General features: G+C 42.4%; 16 protein-coding genes. 13 read left to right on the top strand and 3 right to left on the bottom strand.

Annotated elements, in window-relative coordinates; translation table 11 throughout:
• Positions 1-65: 65 nt before the first annotated feature.
• The 10 genes from V6252_RS09745 (at position 66) to lpxC (ending at position 12,128) form a co-directional block, all read left to right on the top strand.
• The gene (locus tag V6252_RS09745; RefSeq protein ID WP_341610251.1) at positions 66-1,088 is read left to right on the top strand and encodes a hypothetical protein; all 1,023 of its coding nucleotides are present in this window, start codon (positions 66-68) and stop codon (positions 1,086-1,088) included.
• 62 nt (positions 1,089-1,150) lie between these two features.
• Positions 1,151-1,867 carry an orotate phosphoribosyltransferase gene (gene pyrE / locus V6252_RS09740; protein ID WP_341610250.1) on the top strand — a complete coding sequence of 239 codons (717 nt, stop codon included), beginning with the start codon at positions 1,151-1,153 and terminating at the stop codon, positions 1,865-1,867.
• A 65-nt stretch (positions 1,868-1,932) separates the two neighbouring features.
• Positions 1,933-2,904: a glutathione synthase gene (gene gshB / locus V6252_RS09735; protein ID WP_191114161.1), complete on the top strand. Its 972-nt coding sequence runs from the start codon at positions 1,933-1,935 to the stop codon at positions 2,902-2,904.
• A 279-nt stretch (positions 2,905-3,183) separates the two neighbouring features.
• On the top strand, positions 3,184-4,269 hold the full coding sequence (gene murG / locus V6252_RS09730; protein WP_341610249.1) for an undecaprenyldiphospho-muramoylpentapeptide beta-N-acetylglucosaminyltransferase: 1,086 nt from the start codon (positions 3,184-3,186) through the stop codon (positions 4,267-4,269).
• Between the two features lie 66 nt (positions 4,270-4,335).
• The gene (gene murC / locus V6252_RS09725; protein WP_160022333.1) at positions 4,336-5,775 is read left to right on the top strand and encodes a UDP-N-acetylmuramate--L-alanine ligase; all 1,440 of its coding nucleotides are present in this window, start codon (positions 4,336-4,338) and stop codon (positions 5,773-5,775) included.
• Positions 5,776-5,798: 23 nt separating this feature from the next.
• Positions 5,799-6,791, top strand: a complete 993-nt coding sequence (locus V6252_RS09720; protein WP_298809125.1) for a D-alanine--D-alanine ligase — start codon at positions 5,799-5,801, stop codon at positions 6,789-6,791.
• 377 nt (positions 6,792-7,168) lie between these two features.
• Positions 7,169-7,957: a cell division protein FtsQ/DivIB gene (locus V6252_RS09715; protein ID WP_341610248.1), complete on the top strand. Its 789-nt coding sequence runs from the start codon at positions 7,169-7,171 to the stop codon at positions 7,955-7,957.
• Between the two features lie 164 nt (positions 7,958-8,121).
• Positions 8,122-9,414, top strand: a complete 1,293-nt coding sequence (gene ftsA / locus V6252_RS09710) for a cell division protein FtsA (protein ID WP_341610247.1) — start codon at positions 8,122-8,124, stop codon at positions 9,412-9,414.
• Positions 9,415-9,680: 266 nt separating this feature from the next.
• Positions 9,681-10,886 (top strand): cell division protein FtsZ, encoded by a 1,206-nt coding sequence (ftsZ, locus tag V6252_RS09705; RefSeq protein ID WP_057761433.1) that lies wholly within the window; start codon positions 9,681-9,683, stop codon positions 10,884-10,886.
• Positions 10,887-11,210: 324 nt separating this feature from the next.
• A complete protein-coding gene (gene lpxC, locus V6252_RS09700) occupies positions 11,211-12,128 on the top strand; it encodes a UDP-3-O-acyl-N-acetylglucosamine deacetylase (protein ID WP_341610246.1) in 918 nt (305 codons plus the stop codon).
• Positions 12,129-12,426: 298 nt separating this feature from the next.
• Here the strand turns inward: lpxC and V6252_RS09695 are convergent, their stop codons facing one another.
• Positions 12,427-12,942, bottom strand: coding sequence for a hypothetical protein (locus V6252_RS09695; protein WP_102091884.1), 516 nt, complete (start codon positions 12,940-12,942; stop codon positions 12,427-12,429).
• A gap of 251 nt (positions 12,943-13,193) precedes the next feature.
• Here V6252_RS09695 and V6252_RS09690 point away from each other — a divergent pair, with 251 nt between their 5' ends.
• On the top strand, positions 13,194-13,922 hold the full coding sequence (locus V6252_RS09690) for a CHAP domain-containing protein (RefSeq protein WP_160022325.1): 729 nt from the start codon (positions 13,194-13,196) through the stop codon (positions 13,920-13,922).
• A 139-nt stretch (positions 13,923-14,061) separates the two neighbouring features.
• Here the strand turns inward: V6252_RS09690 and V6252_RS09685 are convergent, their stop codons facing one another.
• The gene (locus V6252_RS09685; RefSeq protein ID WP_341610245.1) at positions 14,062-14,835 is read right to left on the bottom strand and encodes a hypothetical protein; all 774 of its coding nucleotides are present in this window, start codon (positions 14,833-14,835) and stop codon (positions 14,062-14,064) included.
• A gap of 219 nt (positions 14,836-15,054) precedes the next feature.
• Positions 15,055-15,366 (bottom strand): YhbY family RNA-binding protein, encoded by a 312-nt coding sequence (locus tag V6252_RS09680; RefSeq protein WP_341610244.1) that lies wholly within the window; start codon positions 15,364-15,366, stop codon positions 15,055-15,057.
• Positions 15,367-15,700: 334 nt separating this feature from the next.
• On the opposite strand from V6252_RS09680, the gene V6252_RS09675 reads away from it, so the two are divergent.
• Positions 15,701-16,333, top strand: a complete 633-nt coding sequence (locus V6252_RS09675; protein ID WP_057761424.1) for an RlmE family RNA methyltransferase — start codon at positions 15,701-15,703, stop codon at positions 16,331-16,333.
• 401 nt (positions 16,334-16,734) lie between these two features.
• Positions 16,735-18,630 (top strand): ATP-dependent zinc metalloprotease FtsH, encoded by a 1,896-nt coding sequence (ftsH, locus tag V6252_RS09670; protein WP_057761422.1) that lies wholly within the window; start codon positions 16,735-16,737, stop codon positions 18,628-18,630.
• Positions 18,631-19,069 lie beyond the last annotated feature (439 nt).

The raw sequence follows: 19,069 nt of genomic DNA, 5'->3' as shown, positions 1-19,069 counted from the left end.
GAGTAAAATAGCCCTTGGTGTAATCGTTTTTATTTGTTTTATATTTTATAGTCTATGGAGATTTCATGTCCCAGCCTTCTACTTCTGATGACCGTTTGTCTCATGCTAATCTGGCAGCAGAAGGCGGTAAGCTGGCAGAAAGTCATGTGCAAAAAAAGGCTGAGCAATCGTCTATGTTGGCTGATTCACAGCAGCCTGCGATCGTACATCCTAACTTTGATCCCAAACAATCTCCTCTTGATCCTGCCAGACCATTAAGTGATATACCTGAGCCTGCTCGTCGCCTAAATGGTCAACTGCGCAGGCTTTATGGTAACTCGACTCGATTCTATCATCCCAATGCAGACAGCTTATCAAAATGGTCGCTGATTGCTTCAGAAGCACTGGCTGAACATTTATCGTTACTAAATGCAGCACAGCTTATCGAATTGCCGGATAGCTTTTATCAGAATCACAGTGAGCAGCCACTAATATCGACATTATCAGATATGACATTATTAGATATGTCGGATATTCAGCAGGCGATTCGGGCTTATCCAAAACTGAACCGTTATGGGTTTTTGCCGACTGATAGCGCTACAGGGGTTGAGTCAAACAACGATTCAAATAATGACAGCAAGGCTCAAAACTCTGCTTCATCTATGCGCGCATTGACCAAACGTTATAATCCTGATGAGCTACTCAACAGTCTGTATGCCGACGATTGGCAAGTGATACTACAGCCGCAGCAGTTTGAGACAGGCGAGGGCAGTTTGGCCACGGATATCATGGCATGTAGCGTGGCCGTCCATGTGCTAAAGCAATGTAGTACCCGTAAGAGTATCAATCATAGTTATAGCGCCGCAGAAATATGTCAGCATGTGCGTAGCTATTTGCTCAGTCAGATCATTTGTGAGCCGCCACAGCGCCACGCATATCGTCAGATTCGACTATTTGCTGGTCATATTATTGTTGCCGCTTATCATTTGGGCTGGGAGATACAAGTCCGAGCAGATGGACAAAGCTATTTTAATATCTCGTCGCGTAGTGGTTTGCTGACTCGCTATGCCAATATGCAGGATTATGAGATCAATGGTTGGTCAAGCTGATCAATAATGCGTACAATAATGCAAATTTTTTGTCCCCTCTTCTTGCTGATAGGAATGTCATAATGTCTCATGTAACACGCCCTCAAGACCCTACATTTTCATCTCATCAATTTATTCAACTGGCTCTAGACAACCAAGTGCTCAAATTCGGTGAGTTTGTCCTAAAGTCTGGTCGTATCAGTCCGTACTTTTTTAATGCAGGTTTGCTTGCGACTGGTGAGATGTTGTCACTGCTAGCACGTGGTTATGCAGATGCCTTAGCTGAACAAATGAATACAGCAAATAATAGCGGTAATGAGCAAGAGCTGGTCATCTTTGGTGCGGCTTACAAAGGTATTCCTTTTGTCGCAGCGACGGCGCAAGCGTTATGGCTACATCATGGTATTAACGCCAAGTGGGGCTATAACCGTAAAGAAGCCAAAACTCACGGCGAAGGCGGCAATTTGGTCGGTGCTGACGTAAGTGGCAAGGCCGTTTGGGTGCTCGACGATGTCATCACAGCGGGTACAGCCATGCGCGAAGTGGTCGAGATTTTAGAGCAAGCAGGCGCAAGCGTTGCTGGTATTCTCGTCGCACTTGATCGTAAAGAAAAAGGTCAAGCAGAGCACTCTGCTATTCAAGAGCTTGCCGCGACACTAGAAGTGCCCGTACGTGCATTGGTCGATATTGATGATTTAATCAGTTATTTGGCCGATGACCATGGTGCACAAACCGGCCAACATCAAGACGCGACCCAGTTAGCCAAAATGCAACACTATCGTGAGCAGTACGGCGTATAGTTGGGCACTGATGTTGTTTAATAGGTGTGTTTCATATTAATAATATAACGTAAGTGAGTCTTATCATGAGCCAACAAAAACAAGAAAAGTCGCTAAAAATACTCGTTATTATGGATCCTATCGAGCGAGTCAATTATAAAAAAGACACCAGTCTCGCTATGATGTGGGCCGCTCAAGATCGTGGCCATCAGCTTGGTTATTGTCAGATTCATGACCTGTGGTTGGACCGTGGTCAGTTGATGGTTGATACGCAGCCGCTTACAGTGAAGCGTGATCCTGCAGATTTCTATACATTGGGTGATAAAAGCACAGGGCCAGTCGGCGACTATGACGTGATTTTGATGCGCAAAGATCCGCCGTTTGATATGCGCTTTATCTATGCCACTTATATGCTTGACCATGCCAAAGCAGCAGGCGTGCTCGTGGTCAATGATCCACAAGCGATTCGCGACTGTAATGAGAAGCTATTTGCGACGTGGTTTAGCGATTATATGAGCCCAACGATTGTGACCAGCAAACAAGCACACATTCGTAAGTTCATCGCTGAACAACAGGACGTCATCGTCAAGCCACTAGATGGTATGGGCGGCACTGGCATCTTCCGTTTGACTGCTGATAGCCCAAACATCGGAGTGACGTTAGAGGTACTGACTGAGCTCGAGACTTTGCCCATTATGGCGCAGCGTTATTTGCCAGAAATCAAAGAGGGCGATAAGCGCGTATTAATCGTCGATGGAGTCGTGGTAGATTATAGTTTGGCTCGTATTCCAACCAAAGGCGAGACCCGTGGTAATCTAGCAGCTGGTGGTAGTGGCGTGGCCATGCCATTGACTGATATCGAACGCCAAGTAGCAGAAGTTGTAGCACCAATCGTCAAAGAAAAAGGCCTAATGTTTGTTGGTCTAGACTTGATCGGTGGGCGCATCACTGAGATTAACGTTACTAGCCCAACATGCGTACGTGAGATTGATGATCAATGTGGTACAGATATCGCAACCGACTTTATTATGGCGATTGAAAATAAATTTACTGCGTAGCTTTCGCTATGTTCAGGAATATTTTGACTACGTAAAACCCATATTTTGAGGTATTGTTAGTCATTGAATTTTCTTACCGTTTATTAGCATTACACGACGCCAAGCTATGACCGATCATGGCTTGGATTTTTGTTATTTTTGCTGCATAAAGTACTGTATATAAGACAATGATTTCCTCTATACTATGCGGGCTTTGGCTAGGTCATTATTTTTCATAACTGTCACTGCAGCAGTGAGATAAACCCTTCATATAAATAAAGTAAAGATAGGCAGGCGTTCATGAAAACACCGCATATATTGATGATGGCAGCTGGTACGGGCGGGCATGTTTTTCCAGCGCTTGCAGTGAGCGACGAGCTGACTCAGCGCGGTGCGGTGATTCATTGGTTAGGTACGCCAAACGGTATGGAAAACGGTTTGGTTGAGCCGACAGGTTATCCTTTTCATGCTATTAATATGCAAGGACTTCGTGGTAAAGGCGTTGGTCGACTATTAAAGCTACCAATGACTCTACTATCCGCGACGATGGCAGCCGTAAAAGTGATTCGTAGTAATCAGATCGATGTAGTCGTTGGGTTCGGTGGCTATGTCACTGCACCTGGCGGTATCGCTGCACGTATGACTAATACGCCTTTGATTATCCATGAGCAAAATGCCATTGCTGGCATGAGCAATCGCTACTTATCTAAACTGTCGACCAAAACATTACAAGCGTTTGAAAATACCTTTGCCAATAGTCAGCAAGATGCCAAGCTTGAGACAGTGGGCAATCCTGTGCGTAATGCCATTACTGGTGTCGCAGAGCCAACCATACGCTACGATGTAAATGACAGTTCACCGCTTAAACTGTTGGTAGTAGGCGGTTCACTTGGTGCTCAGGTATTAAATGATACAGTACCAAAAGCATTAGCATTACTAGATCAGCCATTTGAAGTCTTACACCAGTGTGGACGCAACAATGAAGCAGCTACGCAAGCGGCTTATAGTGAGCAAAACCTAAACAACCATCAGTTTACTGTACAGCCCTTTATTAATGATATGGCTGCAGCTTACAACTGGGCAGACATCATCGTTTGCCGCGCAGGTGCACTGACAGTGACCGAGATTCAAAACGTCGGCATCGCCGCTATTTTTGTACCGCTACCGCATGCAGTGGATGACCATCAGACGGCTAATGCGCGCACGTTGACCTCACATGATGCTGCAATTCTACTACCACAGTCAGAGCTAACTGCCAAAAGTCTAAGTGACGAGCTTGGCGTACTCAATCGAGAGAAGTGCTTGGCGATGGCAAAGAAAGGCCATGCATTGGCCAACCGTAGTGCGAGTAAGCAAGTTGCCGACATCATTTGGCAAGCGCTATAGTCTGTAATCTATACCCCTTATTTGAATTTACTAAGTTTTATTGACCTTTAATAAAGAGAGATCCTTATGCCTACCTCTGCGAAAGCTCTACCTAAGCGTTTGATTGAAATACCAGAAATGCGCCGCATTCAGCATTTGCATTTCATCGGTATTGGTGGCTCAGGCATGTGCGGTATCGCTGAGGTGATGAACAATCAAGGCTATCAGGTCAGTGGTTCTGACATCGCAGAAAGTCTAGTGACTAAGCGTCTACAGCAGATTGGTATTGAGATATCGATTGGCCATGACTCCAAAAACATTGCCAATGCTGACGTTATCGTTGTCTCATCAGCGATTGATCGTAGCAATCCTGAGGTAAAAGCAGCACTTGAAGCTCGCCTGCCAGTAGTACGCCGCGCTGATATGCTTGGTGAACTAATGCGCTATCGTCACGGCATCGCAGTTGCTGGCGCGCATGGCAAGACGACGACGACCAGTTTGCTAACCACAATGATGGCAGAAGGACAGCTAGATCCTACCTATGTTATCGGCGGTAAGTTAAATGCGTCAGGCAAAAATGCAGCATTGGGTAGCAGCCGTTTCTTGGTAGCAGAGGCTGATGAGTCTGATGCATCATTCTTGTCATTGCATCCGATGGCCGCGATTGTGACCAACATCGACCAAGACCATATGGAAACCTACGAAAACAGCTTTGATAAATTAAAAGCCGCTTATATCCAGTTTCTACAAAATATGCCGTTTTACGGTTTGGCAGTGGTCTGCGGTGATGACCCTGAACTATATGCAATGATCGATGATATCGGTCGTCCAGTATTAACCTTCGGTCTTGAGCCGTTCAATGACGTACAAGCTGTAGACTTGGTAACGGAAGGAACCAAAACTCACTTTACCGTACTGCGCCGTGACCGTGAACCATTACGCCTGACGTTGAACATTCCTGGTACACATAATGTCTATAACGCTCTTGCTGCTATTACAATGGCGACCGATGAAGGCGTTGATGATGCAGCAATTGAGCGCGCCCTGCAAAAATTTGAAGGCGTGGGTCGTCGTTTTGAGCAGCATGCTTCTGTCGATATCGATGATGGTAATGTCTTATTGATTGATGATTATGGTCATCATCCGAAAGAAGTTGATGCGACCATAAAAGCCGCTCGTCAAAGCTTCCCTGATCGTCGTTTAGTGATGCTATTTCAGCCGCATCGTTACAGCCGTACCCGTGATTGCTACGATGATTTTGTAGAAGTGCTATCGAGTGTTGATGAGCTATTGTTATTAGATGTTTATTCAGCAGGTGAGAACCCGATTACGGGCGCTGATACCAAGTCACTAGCGCGCAGTATCCGTTTGCGCGGTGAAGTTGAACCGACTATTATTGATAAAGACAATCTGGCTCCTGTTATGCAGCGTTTGCTAAAAGCTAACGATATGCTGATTACCCAAGGCGCTGGTAATGTCGGGCAGATTGCTATCGATTTGGCTGCCAATAACCTTTATATTAAGTAAGCTAAAATTTAGGGACGATCCTCATGACAACTGATAATAAAGACAATAATAGTACTCAAAATGCAGCTATCAACGATACATCTTTAGACACGACGACTCATACAAAAGACGCCAGTCAGTTTGGCAAAGTCGCCGTTATTTATGGTGGCAGTAGCAATGAGCGTAGCGTGTCTTTGGACAGTGGTGCGGCAGTATTGCAAGCGCTTCAAAACCAAGGCGTTGATGCCACTCACTTTGATCCAAAACACCAAGACATTACTGAGCTACGTAAATTCGACCGCGTGTTTAATGTGTTGCATGGTCGTGGCGGCGAAGATGGCTTGTTGCAAGGCGTATTACAGTGGTTTGATATACCGCAAACTGGTTCAGGAATTCTAGCTTCTGCACTAGGCATGGACAAAGTACGTACCAAGCAATTGTGGCAAGGCTGCGGCTTATCAACTGCACCATTTTCATTATTGACGGCTGATACGGACTGGCAGCAAGTGGTTAACATGCTAGGTCTTCCACTTATCATTAAACCAGTTCATGAAGGTTCGAGCATTGGCATGACTAAGGTCAATCATCTTGATGAATTGCCTGCTGCTTATGCAACTGCAGTGGAATGTGGTGATGCGGTGATGGCTGAGCGTTGGATTACAGGTCGTGAATTTACGATTGTGATTATCGATGACGAAGCCTATCCAGTTATTCGTCTTGAACCAGCTGATATCACTAATTTCTATGATTTTGAAGCCAAGTATAATCGTAACGATACCAGTTACTACATCCCCTGTGGATTGAGCGCTGCTGACGAAAAGCACTTGCAAGATTTAAGCCTTGCGGCATTTCGCGCAGTAGATGCAAAAGGCTGGGGACGTATCGATGCCATGCAAGACGAAGCAGGCAATTTTTGGTTGCTTGAAATCAATACCGTACCAGGTATGACCAGTCACAGTTTGGTTCCGATGGCAGCTAAAGCGCGCGGATTAGATTTTGATGCACTATGCTGGCATATTTTGGCACAAACGCTATAACTGTCAAATCAATTAAATTGAGCAGATAGTGATGACTCTTTGTGTCACTAGAGCTGCTATACCACAGCTTCATGTAAACTTGTGTAAATTCGCTGCTACTAGTTGGTGTTTGGCTATTGTTTAACCATAAAATACGTTAATATTGTAAGAATAGGTCTATTTCGGTGATATTTATGTTGTTTTGTGAATACAACTGATAACTTATTCATAATTTAAGAAAAATGTTACGTTTAAATCAACGTAATCGCTGTATATAAGCTATATTTTTAACAAAATTTGATAACATATCGACTTAATAAGCTTCTGCCAAAAATACGCAGATTTATATCAATAAATAGCATGATCAGTTTTATGCAAATATAGGGACAAAGGTCGTTATGGCTCAAACTGTCAACGAGGTAACTGACTTGATGAGTGATAAAGCCGGTCGCCCAAAATCTAAGATCCAAATACCGGCAACGGTAAAGTATCTATTTATGGTACTGGTCTTAGGTTTGCTAGTGCTAATATTAATGATGGGCGGCAAAGCGCTGCGTGATGCACCGCCAGCAAATATTTATGTCAGTAATCAAGGTTTGTCTGCTGCTCAGTATGGCTCATTGCAAGACGTGATGGAACAACAACAAGTAAGTAGCTTCTTTACTTCTGATTTGCAAGCATTGCGAGACATTACGATGGGTTTAGCTTGGGTAGACCAAGTGAGTATCTCTCGTGATTGGCAACGTGGCATCGTCGTCAACGCATTACCCAAACAAGCAGTTGCTAATTTTGGTACAGAACGTTTGGTCGATGCAAAAGGGGCTGTATTTGTTCCTGCTGATAGTAGAGATTTAACACAAGAGCGTTTTGCCACCCTACAAGGCGAGATGTCTCAAGCGCCAGTTATCATGCAACAAATGCAGCAGGTCAATGATTGGTATGCACCGCTTGGTATGCAGGTCGAAGATATCATTCTGTCACCGAGAATGACTTGGTTAATCCGCTTTGACAATGGGCTACGTGTGATTGTCGACAATGAAAATACGGCGCAAAAACTACTGAATTTAAGCCAACTGCTTGGCAATCAGTTACGTACGCGTCGAGATGAAATGCAGTCTGTAGATTTACGATACAAAAATGGCTTTACCATTGCTTGGAACGTGACACAGAGTGCTGAAGCAGAATAGCCTAAGTAAGCATTACATCTATACATAACCGATATGAGCTAATATGGTTTATTTAGTTTGAAGAAAATATGTACAACATCATAGCGTATTAGTAACGCTTTTTTTAATGATTCAATAGAAGAGCATTACTTGCTCTTCTATTTAGCGATAATTTGTCTGGTACCATGAAAAATAATGAAAATCTGGTTGTTGTCCATCTAAGTGCCACGGCAGTATATGTCGTCATAGGCAATGTTGTCTCTGCAAAAGACATTCGTATTTTGGGCGTAGGACAAGTTAAAAACAGCGATTTTTATCAAGGTCAAATAAAGCATCGTGAACGTCTGCAAGGTGCTATTAAGCAAGCCATTCAAGAAGCAGAAGACACCGCTAACTGCCGTGTGCACAGTGTTTGGTTAACGCTTGCGACCCCTGAGCTATCCAGCAAAAACAGTGCTGGAGAGGTCAAAGTAGAAGATGAAGTCGTACGTGCCAAAGATATGGTACAAGCATTGGCCAATGCAAAATCGCGTGATTTATCATCTGATTATTATTTGATGCATTGCTGTCAGCAAGGTATCTATGTCGATGAGCAAGATTTTATGGTGGATGATGTCATCGAGATGATGGCACACAATATCACCGTAATGTACCACATGATGATGATGCCTGTTGCCAGCCGTCAGAATATCCAAAAGCTATTACAAAGTTGTGACGTCGGCATTGATCATATTGTTTTCGATGCAGTGACCAGCGCTGAGTATAGTTTGATGACTGAGGAGCGCCAGCAAGGCGTTTGCTTGGTTGATATCGGTGCCAGTACGACCAGCATTTGTGTTTATAAAGAGAATAAGCTGATTTTTACACACTGTATAGCAACAGGCAGTCATGAAGTGACAATGGATATTTCAGCTGATTTTGGTATTTCCATGATTGAAGCTGAAAAGCTGAAGAAGTCTCATGGTACAGCTGATGTTAATAGTGTCGATCCAAGCGCCTTCTTTTTATTCAAGCCTCAAGGATCGGGTGACGAAATCAATATTGGTATCTATAACCTAGCACGCATCATTGAAGCTCGTTACGTTCAGATATTTACTGAAGTAGCGCGTCAACTACACGAAGCAGATTTGATAGGCTATATCGATAAAGGGATTGTGTTGACTGGCGGCGGTAGTACGATTAAAGGTATGATACCCTTTGCCAAAAAGCTACTAAAAATGCCTGTCGTACTAACAAACACCCATCCTGCTATCAGCGCTTATAATCATTTTGATAATGATGAGTCATTTAAGCTATTAAATAGTCAAGTGAATGACCGTGCTTATCAGACAGCTTTTGGCACATTGCTATATAGTCAAAGTGAGCAATTCCGCCGTAGCGAAAAAAGCGAACCTGAAGCGATTCAAAACAATCGAGTATCAGGCGTGTTTCGGAGTGCGGGTCAACGGTTTGCAAATGTTTTAAAGAAAATATTATAGATCTGTTTAACCTCATATCTAGAGCATTCATACATTATGGAATACCTCTAAGTTGGTTAAGCAAGAAAATAAAGTAACATTGCGAATAAATTAGTTTCAAAAATAAAGTATTAAGTAATAATGACATATTATTGTCTATACTGATCGATTTTAGCCATACCCTGTTTTATTTAAATACATTTATATATAGTATGTCGATAGCGCGCCACATGAGTGCGTTACTATGTATCGACTTACACGCTATCTGCAACTGGAGAATCTTTTTTATGTCAAAATACACCATGCCAGATGATAATCAGCTTCAAAACAATGGCCAAGCAAGCTTCACTGTATTCGGTGTTGGTGGCGGCGGCGGTAATGCAGTTGAACATATGGTACAGCAAGGCATCAGAGGTGTAACGTTCGTTTGTGCCAATACAGATAAACAAGCGCTAGATCGTCTTACTGCACCGCACAAACTGCAACTGGGTGCAAAAACGAACCGTGGTCTAGGGGCAGGCGCAAATCCAGAAGTGGGTCGTGAAGCAGCAGAGAGCGAAGAAGAAGCGATTCGCGCATTGCTTGAGCACTCAGATATGGTATTTATCACTGCTGGTATGGGCGGCGGTACTGGTACAGGCGCAGCGCCAGTTGTTGCTCGTATTGCAAAAGAAATGGAAGTATTAACAGTTGCTGTTGTGACCACGCCATTCAAGTTCGAAGGTGGTAAGCGTATCAAAGCTGCTAAAGCGGGTATTGAGCAGCTGACTAACTTTGTCGACTCAATTATCACGATTCCAAATGATAAATTAATGAGTGTATACGGCAACATCTCTATGCAAGATGCTTTCAAAAAAGCGGATGATGTATTGCTGCATGCTGTTCAAGGTATTGCGGAAACCATTGCTAGCGAAGGTATGATCAACATCGACTTTAACGATATCCGTACGGCAATGACTGCGAAAGGTCATGCGATGATGGGTATTGGTCGCGCCAGTGGTGATGATCGTGCGCGTCAAGCGACTGAAAAAGCCATCAGATCACCACTACTTGATGATTTGCGTTTAGAAAATGCAAAAGGCCTATTGGTTAACGTTATTTCTTCAGAGTCATTGTCACTAGATGAGATGAGCAAAATCAGTGCAATAGTCGAAGAAATTACTGATATCGACGACGCTCATATTTTCTACGGTTCTGTGATTGATGAAAAAATGGGTGACGACTTACATGTAACCGTTATCGCAACTGGCTTAACGTTAGATGAGAATGCTGGACAAGAGCCAGAAGTAGTAGAGCAGCCAGTACCTTCTGTTAATAGCACGCAACCTGTCGATCCTAACGTGCATACCAGCGCTTTAAACAGTCAGAAGCAGTCACAAGCTCAGCAGTATCAGGATAGCGTTGCACGTCCTAGTGCAAGTGCACCTCAAGAGCAGCCTAAGACTAAAACAAACAGTATCCAAGACTACTTAAAGCGTCAACAGAATAAATAGTACTTCTAATTTACTGTGAGTAAGAAAAAGCCAGCATTTTAATGCTGGCTTTTTTGTGTTTAAGGAAAGATAAAACGTTTTCTGTAAGAAAAATCATGACAGTTTTCTATGTAATCTATATGTATATGACTGTCGAAACTTATGTGAGTCTCGTTGTTTTATAGCGTTAGATAGGTCATAAGAAGTAAAAATCAGCAATAGAATATTGACGATAAGTGTTATCAATCAAGGAGATAAGAAAATTAGCGCTTTTTATATATAGCGAATAAGGGGTCGGTAATGGTACACTATGTCAATTGTAACAAAATATGTGAGAAGACAACCATGAACCAAAGAACCATAAAAACAGCAATAGCCGTTACGGGTACTGGTCTACATAGTGGTCAGCCTGTTGACTTGGAGTTTCATCCACAGCCGATTGACACTGGTATTGTTTTCGAGCGCTCTGATATAGAAGGTAGTCAACCAATTCCAGCGAGTGCTTTTTTAGTACAAGACACGATGATGTCATCGAACTTAGTGTTTGGGGGTACGCGAGTGGGCACGGTTGAGCATCTGCTTAGTGCCATCGCTGGTCTAGGAGTAGACAATCTGTTAGTTCGGGTTTCTGCTTCAGAGATACCAATCATGGATGGTAGCGCTGCGCCTTTTGTTGCGCTCTTACTAGATGCAGGATTTTGTGAGCAAGAAGCGGCCAAGAAATTTATTAAAATTATACGTCCAGTACGAGTAAAGCTAGAAGATAAATGGGCAGAGCTACGTCCTTATGAAGGGTACGAATTAAATTTCGAAATTGATTTTGATCATCCTGCATTTGATAAGAACTTTCAGCATGCACAGTTGCAGTTCTCTACACAGAACTTCATCGAACAATTAAGCACTGCGCGTACTTTTGGATTTTTACGTGATATAGAAGCACTACGTCAAAATAATCTAGCATTAGGTGGCAGTATGGATAATGCTATCGTTATTGATGATGCCAACATACTTAATGCAGAAGGCTTACGTTTTAACGATGAGTTTGTCCGTCATAAAATTTTAGATGCTTTGGGAGATTTGCATCTGATTGGCTACCCGATTTTAGGTCGTTTTAATGCCTATAAGTCTGGTCATGCTCTAAATAATTTATTAGTACGTGAAATACTGTCTGACGAAGATAACTTTGAAATTGTAACTTTTGATGACAATGTAACCTGTCCTATCGAGTATTTATCACTTAACGATTTGGTTATTGAAGGATAAATACAGGAATATACAGGAAGTATCGAAACATTTACGCAATATTACATAGGCGCCCCATAATTACATTTATATAATATTCTATATTTTGAATATATTATCTATATGAATCTATGAATTTTCCGTTAAGGCACATAATACAAAAGCTGTAGATGATTTTTAAGTCCTTCGTTAGCTATATCCATAATCTGGATATAACTAACGAAGGATTTTTTTTATCTGATACATTACAAAAATCCATCTTTATCAATGCCATCACCTGCTCTTATTTACATAACTTTACATTTAATGGTCGGTATTTTTAATGATTAATCAAACGCAAAAGAGCTTTTTTGAGATTCTCATCAGTGGTGACATGCTCTGCGGCCTGTGATATAGTCCGTTTTGTGTTCTGGCTAAGCGCCTGATTTTCATTGGCTTTACGAGAATTTGGCAAGTGCAGTGATGATGTTGATGATTGTTTAGATGAATAATTATCGGCAGAGCTTTTAGCCACAACGACACGAATTTGCTTGAGTTGTTTAAATGTAATTGACTGCTCTGTTAGTATTTGCAAATACGAGCTATGTAAATAGCGAATATGATTTGCTGCTGTCATTGAGCTAACACTTAATATTAACTGCTCAGGTGTTAAGCCTACAACCCAACAGGTATTGAGTATTTCTTCAGGTAGACAGTCTACCAATAGCTCTTTTATCTCGTTGGTTGCTTCTATATATAGTCGCATGTTGTTAGCAAGGGTTTGAGGTAGCGCGCTACCAGCAAATGCTTGATGATCTATAAGCTGGGCAAGCCGATTAGGTTGTTTTTTTGACATCGTAAGTACTCATCTAATAGGTGACAAACTCGATACTCATAACAGACATGCTAAAAGCAATATATAGCAGATGGCTTATAAGATATAGTTGACTAGGTGGGAGGTACTACTGGCACTAGTCGCTATTTGAAAAGAATGAACCGTTGTAATAGGGATTTTATCACGTCTATTTGATGATTATATCCTCTAAATTAATTGATGCTTCGTTACGGATGACGAGCAGACTTGTATTAACAATAGGTAGTAAATTTATGAAACAAGCTTTATTGATTTTGTCAGTATTGGGAATGGGTATCGCACAGACGAGTGGTGCTGCCGAAACAACCTTTCAACCAAATAATACCTTGAGTCATACCATCACAAATATTTCTACTTCTGCGAACTATGGTTCTAGTCGCAACATCTATAGCACTAACAGTGGTGCACATGTGTATAGCAACGATGAGATCAGTCAAGCAATTGACAATCTAAGTGCTCATGCTAAGCAAAAAGAATATCAGCTCGCTTCACTGACCAGTCGTTTATCTTACGAGCAGCGTCAGCAGCAAGCAAGCCGCGTACCTGACCGTAACTCTGCTCCTGCTATTGCAGCAGCAAATGCCTCTCGCGTCGCTCTATCTAGAAGCTCTGGCTACTGTGCTCGCTATGTGCGTAAAGCATTACAATCAGCAGGTTACGAATTTACGCCTAACCCTTCAGCCTATCAGTACGCCTCTCGTGGCACGCTAGCCCAAGCCGGCTTTACCAAAATCAGTAACGACATGGCACCACAAGTTGGTGATGTCGTTGTCTATAACCGCACGTCAAGCCGTCCACATGGTCATATTCAGATTTTTGATGGCAATGACTGGGTATCTGACTTCCGTCAAAATAGCATTAGCCCTTATAGCGGTACATACAGCTATACGACGTGGCGTGATTCGCAGTATGTTGATGATGCATCAGATCGTGGTATCTACCTTGCGATGGCTGACAAATAAAGATCGGTTAAATGAAGTAAGTATCAGTTAAATAAGACTAAAGTTTTCTCCAAACTCAGTAATGCTCTTTATGACATTACTGGGTTTTTTTTGTGCTTTAAACTGGGATGCCTAAGTGAGCACAGCTCATATAACCAAATCAAAGCTCAAATTTTGGCCAATAATCACGATTGTGAAAATCAGGCGGAGAGGCATGGCCCGAGGCAAAGTATAAGTCAGTTTTGCCAAACCATAAGATGACACAAGGATGTATTTGTTCAATCATCATGTTTGCAATAGCGTATTGTTGATTCGGTAGTTGAGTTATAGGCAGGCTAAAGCTACGCCCATAACGGAAAGGTGTCTGCACTACCGTTGGAGTGCTAGATAACGGGTTCTTCCCTGATATATCTGCTAGCTCTTTACAGTTACGCCAATTAATAGATGCGCGCGTGGTTTCATCGGTCTCGTACAACGGTAATGGCGGTAGTGCCGCAGGGTTACGATAGCTCTCAAATTGATAAAGTGCGTAACGACCATCAGGGTTAGCATTAATCTCTATATAAGCGGTTGCTTGCTGAAATGGTATCTTGTAAGGTTCTGTCTGATGGCGTGCTACGATATCTTCATCATCAGTCTTACAGCCTGCAATCTTGCTGCCAGCAATAAAACATTCAAGGCAGGTTTCTTCCCATAGGTAATCAGTGAAAGTTACTTGAGTTTGTTGCCATGTTGGCCAATTGAATTGATTGGCTAGAATTTGGCTAGGCAGAGTCACTTGATAGGTCAGCACTAGTTGCAAAGCTGGTTGCTGGATGATCTCTGCACTTACTTTGATAGAGATATTTTCTAGCTCTTCTATAGATACACCTAATTCCTGAGCGTCTTTCGCTATCGTCTCGGTGGCTAGACGGAGGTTAAAAGCTTGTTTCATTATGGGTACATCTCGACGGTAATAATAAAGAGGTGATAGTGACAAGAGAAATCATACTAATTCAGGGCACTAATACTATATGTTAAGTATAACCGAGACTATCGGAAAACATAAAAGCCGCGAGCAAGATGCGTCGCGGCCTTTGTATTTCATTATCGCTTAGCTATGATATAAGTGAACATAAAATTCAGTCACTTAAGTCTAGTCTATCAAGACATATTACTGTGCGTGACGTGCTAGGTTAGACAGTTTTGGGTTGGCATTTGGGTTTTTACGTAGTAATAATGCCATACGACCAATAGAATGAACCAAAGACGCATTAGCCACCTTAGCAAGTTCAGCGCCAACGATGTCACGCTCTTCTTTCGTGCCAGCAGGCAATTTCACTTTGATAAGCTCATGATCTGTTAGCGCGCGATCGATTTCTTCAGTGATGGTTGGGGTAATACCCTTGTTGCCGATCATAACGATAGGCTTTAGCTCGTGACCGATGCCTTTTAGACGTTTGATGGTAGCGTTATCGAGTTGCATAGAATTCCTAAGTGTTGGTAAAAATAAAAATGGGACTGTTAAAAACAGTTATTGATCATTATAGATAATCTGTGACCATCTTGCATGAGATCAGCAGGATTTTGCACGATTTTACGTGACGAAAATGTTAAACTGAATGTTTGGTACATTATAAACGCTACTGCCTTATAAAACAGTTATTTAACCAATAGAATTTGGTCAGTTTGCAACCAACCATGAATAAAAAATCTGATTAACACCGCATTTAGAATGATCCGCAACGGATTAATATCAGTTTGTAATTGATAGAGCAATTAAAGCAGCTAGATTTAATAAAGCAATAGGAGCAGGTATTTTGGCCACGCGTATCGAAAACAAAAAACTATCAAAGAGCAGCAGTGCTTGGATGAAAGAGCATATTGATGATCATTATGTACAAAAAGCTCAGAAAGATGGCTACCGTGCCCGTGCCGCTTATAAATTATTAGAGATTAATGAAAAAACCAACCTGATCAAAAAAGGCATGACGGTCGTCGATTTGGGCAGTGCACCTGGCAGCTGGTCACAAGTTGCTGGTCGGTTGGTAGGTGATGATGGTATCTTGATTGCCTCTGATATTTTGGCGATGGATACTTTGCCTGATGTTACCTTCATTCAGGGCGATTTTCGTGAAGCTGAAGTGTTTGACGCCATTATGGCAGAAGTGGGTGATAGACAAGTCGATGTCGTATTGTCTGACATGGCACCCAATACCGCTGGGAACAGTGCTATCGATCAGCCACGTATGATGTACTTATGTGAGCTGGCTGTAGACTTCGCGCTTGCAACCTTACCAGAAGGTGGCGCACTTATTATGAAAGTGTTTCAAGGCGAGGGTACACAAGAATTACGCAAGCAGATGCAGCAGGATTTTAGTAAGATTCGTAGTATAAAGCCAGGTGCGTCACGACCACGCTCAAAAGAGATGTTTTGGATAGCGATTAAATAGTTTTAACATCAATAGGTTGCTGCTCTTGTAAGCGTGAAGGTAAATCACCATAAAGTGTTATTATCGCGATATAAAAGCTACATCAATTGTTAAATGAATAATCGTGAAACCTGCTTGAATTATGCGGGTTAGCACCACATATCATGGTATATTACCTTTGTTTTTAGCATACGTTTTAGGCAAAGTCGTCTGATAATAAGCGTTTTACAAGCTCAATGATCTTATATCTATGTTTATCTCATAATGATTATTTATAAAAACAATTTTTAGGCTACCTATAAATCATATAAGTTTAATTTAGCAGCTTTTTATTATCGGGATATTCGTTAAAAATGAGCAATACGTTTATAGACGTCACGTGTTTAATAAACACACCAATAAGTAAGGGATGGGAATAACTAGTGAGCGACATGGTAAAAAATACCTTATTGTGGCTGGTGGTAATCGGCGTTTTGGTGCTGGTGTTTAGCGGCTTTGATCAATCTTCTGAGCCGGATAACCTTAACTACTCTGAGTTTGTGACCGCAGTGTCAGAAAACCAAGTAGCCAGTGTCGAGATCGACGGCGAACAGATCACCGGCGAAAAGAAAAATGGCTCATCTTTTGAGACCATTAGACCAGCTGTGTCAGATGACCAGCTCATGCCAATGCTACGTGAGAACCAAGTCGAAGTTCAAGGAACTGCACCAAAGCGCCAAAGCGTATTAATGCAACTACTGATAGCCAGCTTCCCAATTCTATTGATTATTGGTCTGTTCTTATTCTTTATGCGTAATATGCAAGGCGGCGCTGGCGGTAAAGGCGGCGGTCCAATGAGCTTTGGTAAATCAAAAGCGAAAATGCTGACCGAAGATCAAATCAACGTTAACTTCGAAGACGTGGCCGGTTGTGAAGAAGCCAAAGAAGAAGTTGTTGAGGTGGTTGAGTTCTTACGTGATCCAGACAAATTTACCAAACTGGGTGCAACGATCCCTCGTGGTATCTTGATGGTAGGTCCTCCAGGTACAGGTAAAACCTTGCTAGCGAGAGCTATTGCTGGTGAAGCTAAAGTGCCGTTCTTCTCAATTTCAGGTTCTGATTTTGTTGAGATGTTCGTTGGTGTTGGTGCATCTCGTGTTCGTGATATGTTTGAACAGGCAAAGAAAAGCGCTCCTTGTATCATCTTTATTGATGAGATTGATGCAGTCGGTCGCCATCGTGGTTCCGGTATGGGCGGCGGCAACGATGAGCGCGAGCAGACATTAAACCAGTTGTTGGTTGAGATGGATGGTTTTGAAGGTAATGAAGGCGTTATTGTTATTGCTGCAACCAACCGTGCTGATGTGCTTGATAAAGCATTACTGCGTCCAGGTCGTTTTGACCGTCAGGTGCAAGTAGGCTTGCCAGATATCAAAGGCCGTGAGCAAATATTGAAAGTTCATTTGAAGAAACTGCCGAACACAATCAGTGTAGATGCCAGTTCTCTTGCTCGTGGTACGCCTGGGTTTAGTGGTGCACAGCTTGCCAACCTTGTAAACGAAGCTGCATTGTTTGCCGCACGTCGTAACAAGACTAGCGTCGATATGAATGACTTTGAAGATGCGAAAGACAAGCTATATATGGGTCCTGAACGTAAATCCATGGTAATCCGCGAAGAAGAGCGCCGTGCAACTGCATATCATGAAGCAGGTCATGCGCTAGTAGCTGAGCTATTGCCAGGTACAGATCCGGTGCATAAGGTTACTATTATGCCGCGTGGCTTTGCTCTTGGTGTGACTTGGCAGTTGCCTGAGCATGATCAGACCAGTATGTATAAGTCGAAAATGCTGAGCGACATTGCTATTTTGTTTGGTGGTCGTATCGCTGAAGAAGTGTTTATCAATCAAATGTCGACGGGCGCTTCGAACGACTTTGAACGAGCTACCAAAATGGCACGTGCGATGGTCACGAAGTACGGTATGTCTGATGCACTTGGTATCATGGTGTACGAAGATGATGACAACTCGCAAGGATATTTCGGGGGTGGTGGACGTACTATCTCTGAAGCTACCCAGCAGAAGGTCGATGAAGAAGTGCGTCGTATGCTAGAAGAGCAGTATGATATCGCTCGTGAACTGATTGAAGCCAACCAAGACAAAATGCATGCGATGGTTGATGCGCTTATGAATTGGGAAACTATTGATCGTGACCAATTACAAGATATTCTAGCAGGTGAAGAACCACGTCCACCAAGAGTTTATCAGCATAACGAAGTAAACTTGTCGAAAAACGATGTCAAAACAACGGGTGCTACACCGCCACCATTACCGGCGATGTAAATGCTAGCGTACTCATGTTTTATAAAAAGCCCTTTATGATAGAGGGCTTTTTTATTGTCATCATTTTATGAAGGATTTAGAACCCTATAAGATTTACTGGTATCATAAGCATAGATAACAATAAATAGGGCGTGTTGAACATTCACAAATAGGCACTGCTAATCGCTAAAACTGTTCCAGACAAGGCATAAAGTGACGGTAATGCTCCAGCCTTAACTAGGTTTGCAACGTACTGCTTGTATGGATCTGGGGGCAGTTTTAGGCTCAGCTCTAATATTAACAGAAGGAGACAGGACTCTTTTTTGCCATTTCATTGTTAAAAATACACGCTTAGGATGACTAAACTTACTATTTTCAACGTCGAACTGTGTAAAAAACAGTCTCTGTCAGTGCCATGCTCGAATGTTCAACACGGCCTAAAACTGTATTGTAAATTTTA

This window comes from Psychrobacter proteolyticus (assembly GCF_038155145.1).
GTDB classification, from domain to species: domain Bacteria; phylum Pseudomonadota; class Gammaproteobacteria; order Pseudomonadales; family Moraxellaceae; genus Psychrobacter; species Psychrobacter proteolyticus_B.
The sequence above is the reverse complement of the archived record's forward strand: the minus strand, read 5'-3'. Positions and strand labels throughout refer to the sequence as shown.

Bases quoted from the DNA above. Each gene is read 5' to 3' on its own strand.
- lpxC (WP_341610246.1), top strand. From the start codon at position 11,211: ATGAACCAAAGAACCATAAAAACAGCAATAGCCGTTACGGGTACTGGT.
- pyrE (WP_341610250.1), top strand. From the start codon at position 1,151: ATGTCTCATGTAACACGCCCTCAAGACCCTACATTTTCATCTCATCAA.
- V6252_RS09680 (WP_341610244.1), bottom strand. From the start codon at position 15,366: ATGCAACTCGATAACGCTACCATCAAACGTCTAAAAGGCATCGGTCAC.
- V6252_RS09685 (WP_341610245.1), bottom strand. From the start codon at position 14,835: ATGAAACAAGCTTTTAACCTCCGTCTAGCCACCGAGACGATAGCGAAA.
- murC (WP_160022333.1), top strand. From the start codon at position 4,336: ATGCCTACCTCTGCGAAAGCTCTACCTAAGCGTTTGATTGAAATACCA.
- V6252_RS09690 (WP_160022325.1), top strand. From the start codon at position 13,194: ATGAAACAAGCTTTATTGATTTTGTCAGTATTGGGAATGGGTATCGCA.
- V6252_RS09720 (WP_298809125.1), top strand. From the start codon at position 5,799: ATGACAACTGATAATAAAGACAATAATAGTACTCAAAATGCAGCTATC.
- ftsA (WP_341610247.1), top strand. From the start codon at position 8,122: ATGAAAAATAATGAAAATCTGGTTGTTGTCCATCTAAGTGCCACGGCA.
- murG (WP_341610249.1), top strand. From the start codon at position 3,184: ATGAAAACACCGCATATATTGATGATGGCAGCTGGTACGGGCGGGCAT.
- V6252_RS09715 (WP_341610248.1), top strand. From the start codon at position 7,169: ATGGCTCAAACTGTCAACGAGGTAACTGACTTGATGAGTGATAAAGCC.
- V6252_RS09745 (WP_341610251.1), top strand. From the start codon at position 66: ATGTCCCAGCCTTCTACTTCTGATGACCGTTTGTCTCATGCTAATCTG.
- ftsZ (WP_057761433.1), top strand. From the start codon at position 9,681: ATGTCAAAATACACCATGCCAGATGATAATCAGCTTCAAAACAATGGC.
- V6252_RS09695 (WP_102091884.1), bottom strand. From the start codon at position 12,942: ATGTCAAAAAAACAACCTAATCGGCTTGCCCAGCTTATAGATCATCAA.
- gshB (WP_191114161.1), top strand. From the start codon at position 1,933: ATGAGCCAACAAAAACAAGAAAAGTCGCTAAAAATACTCGTTATTATG.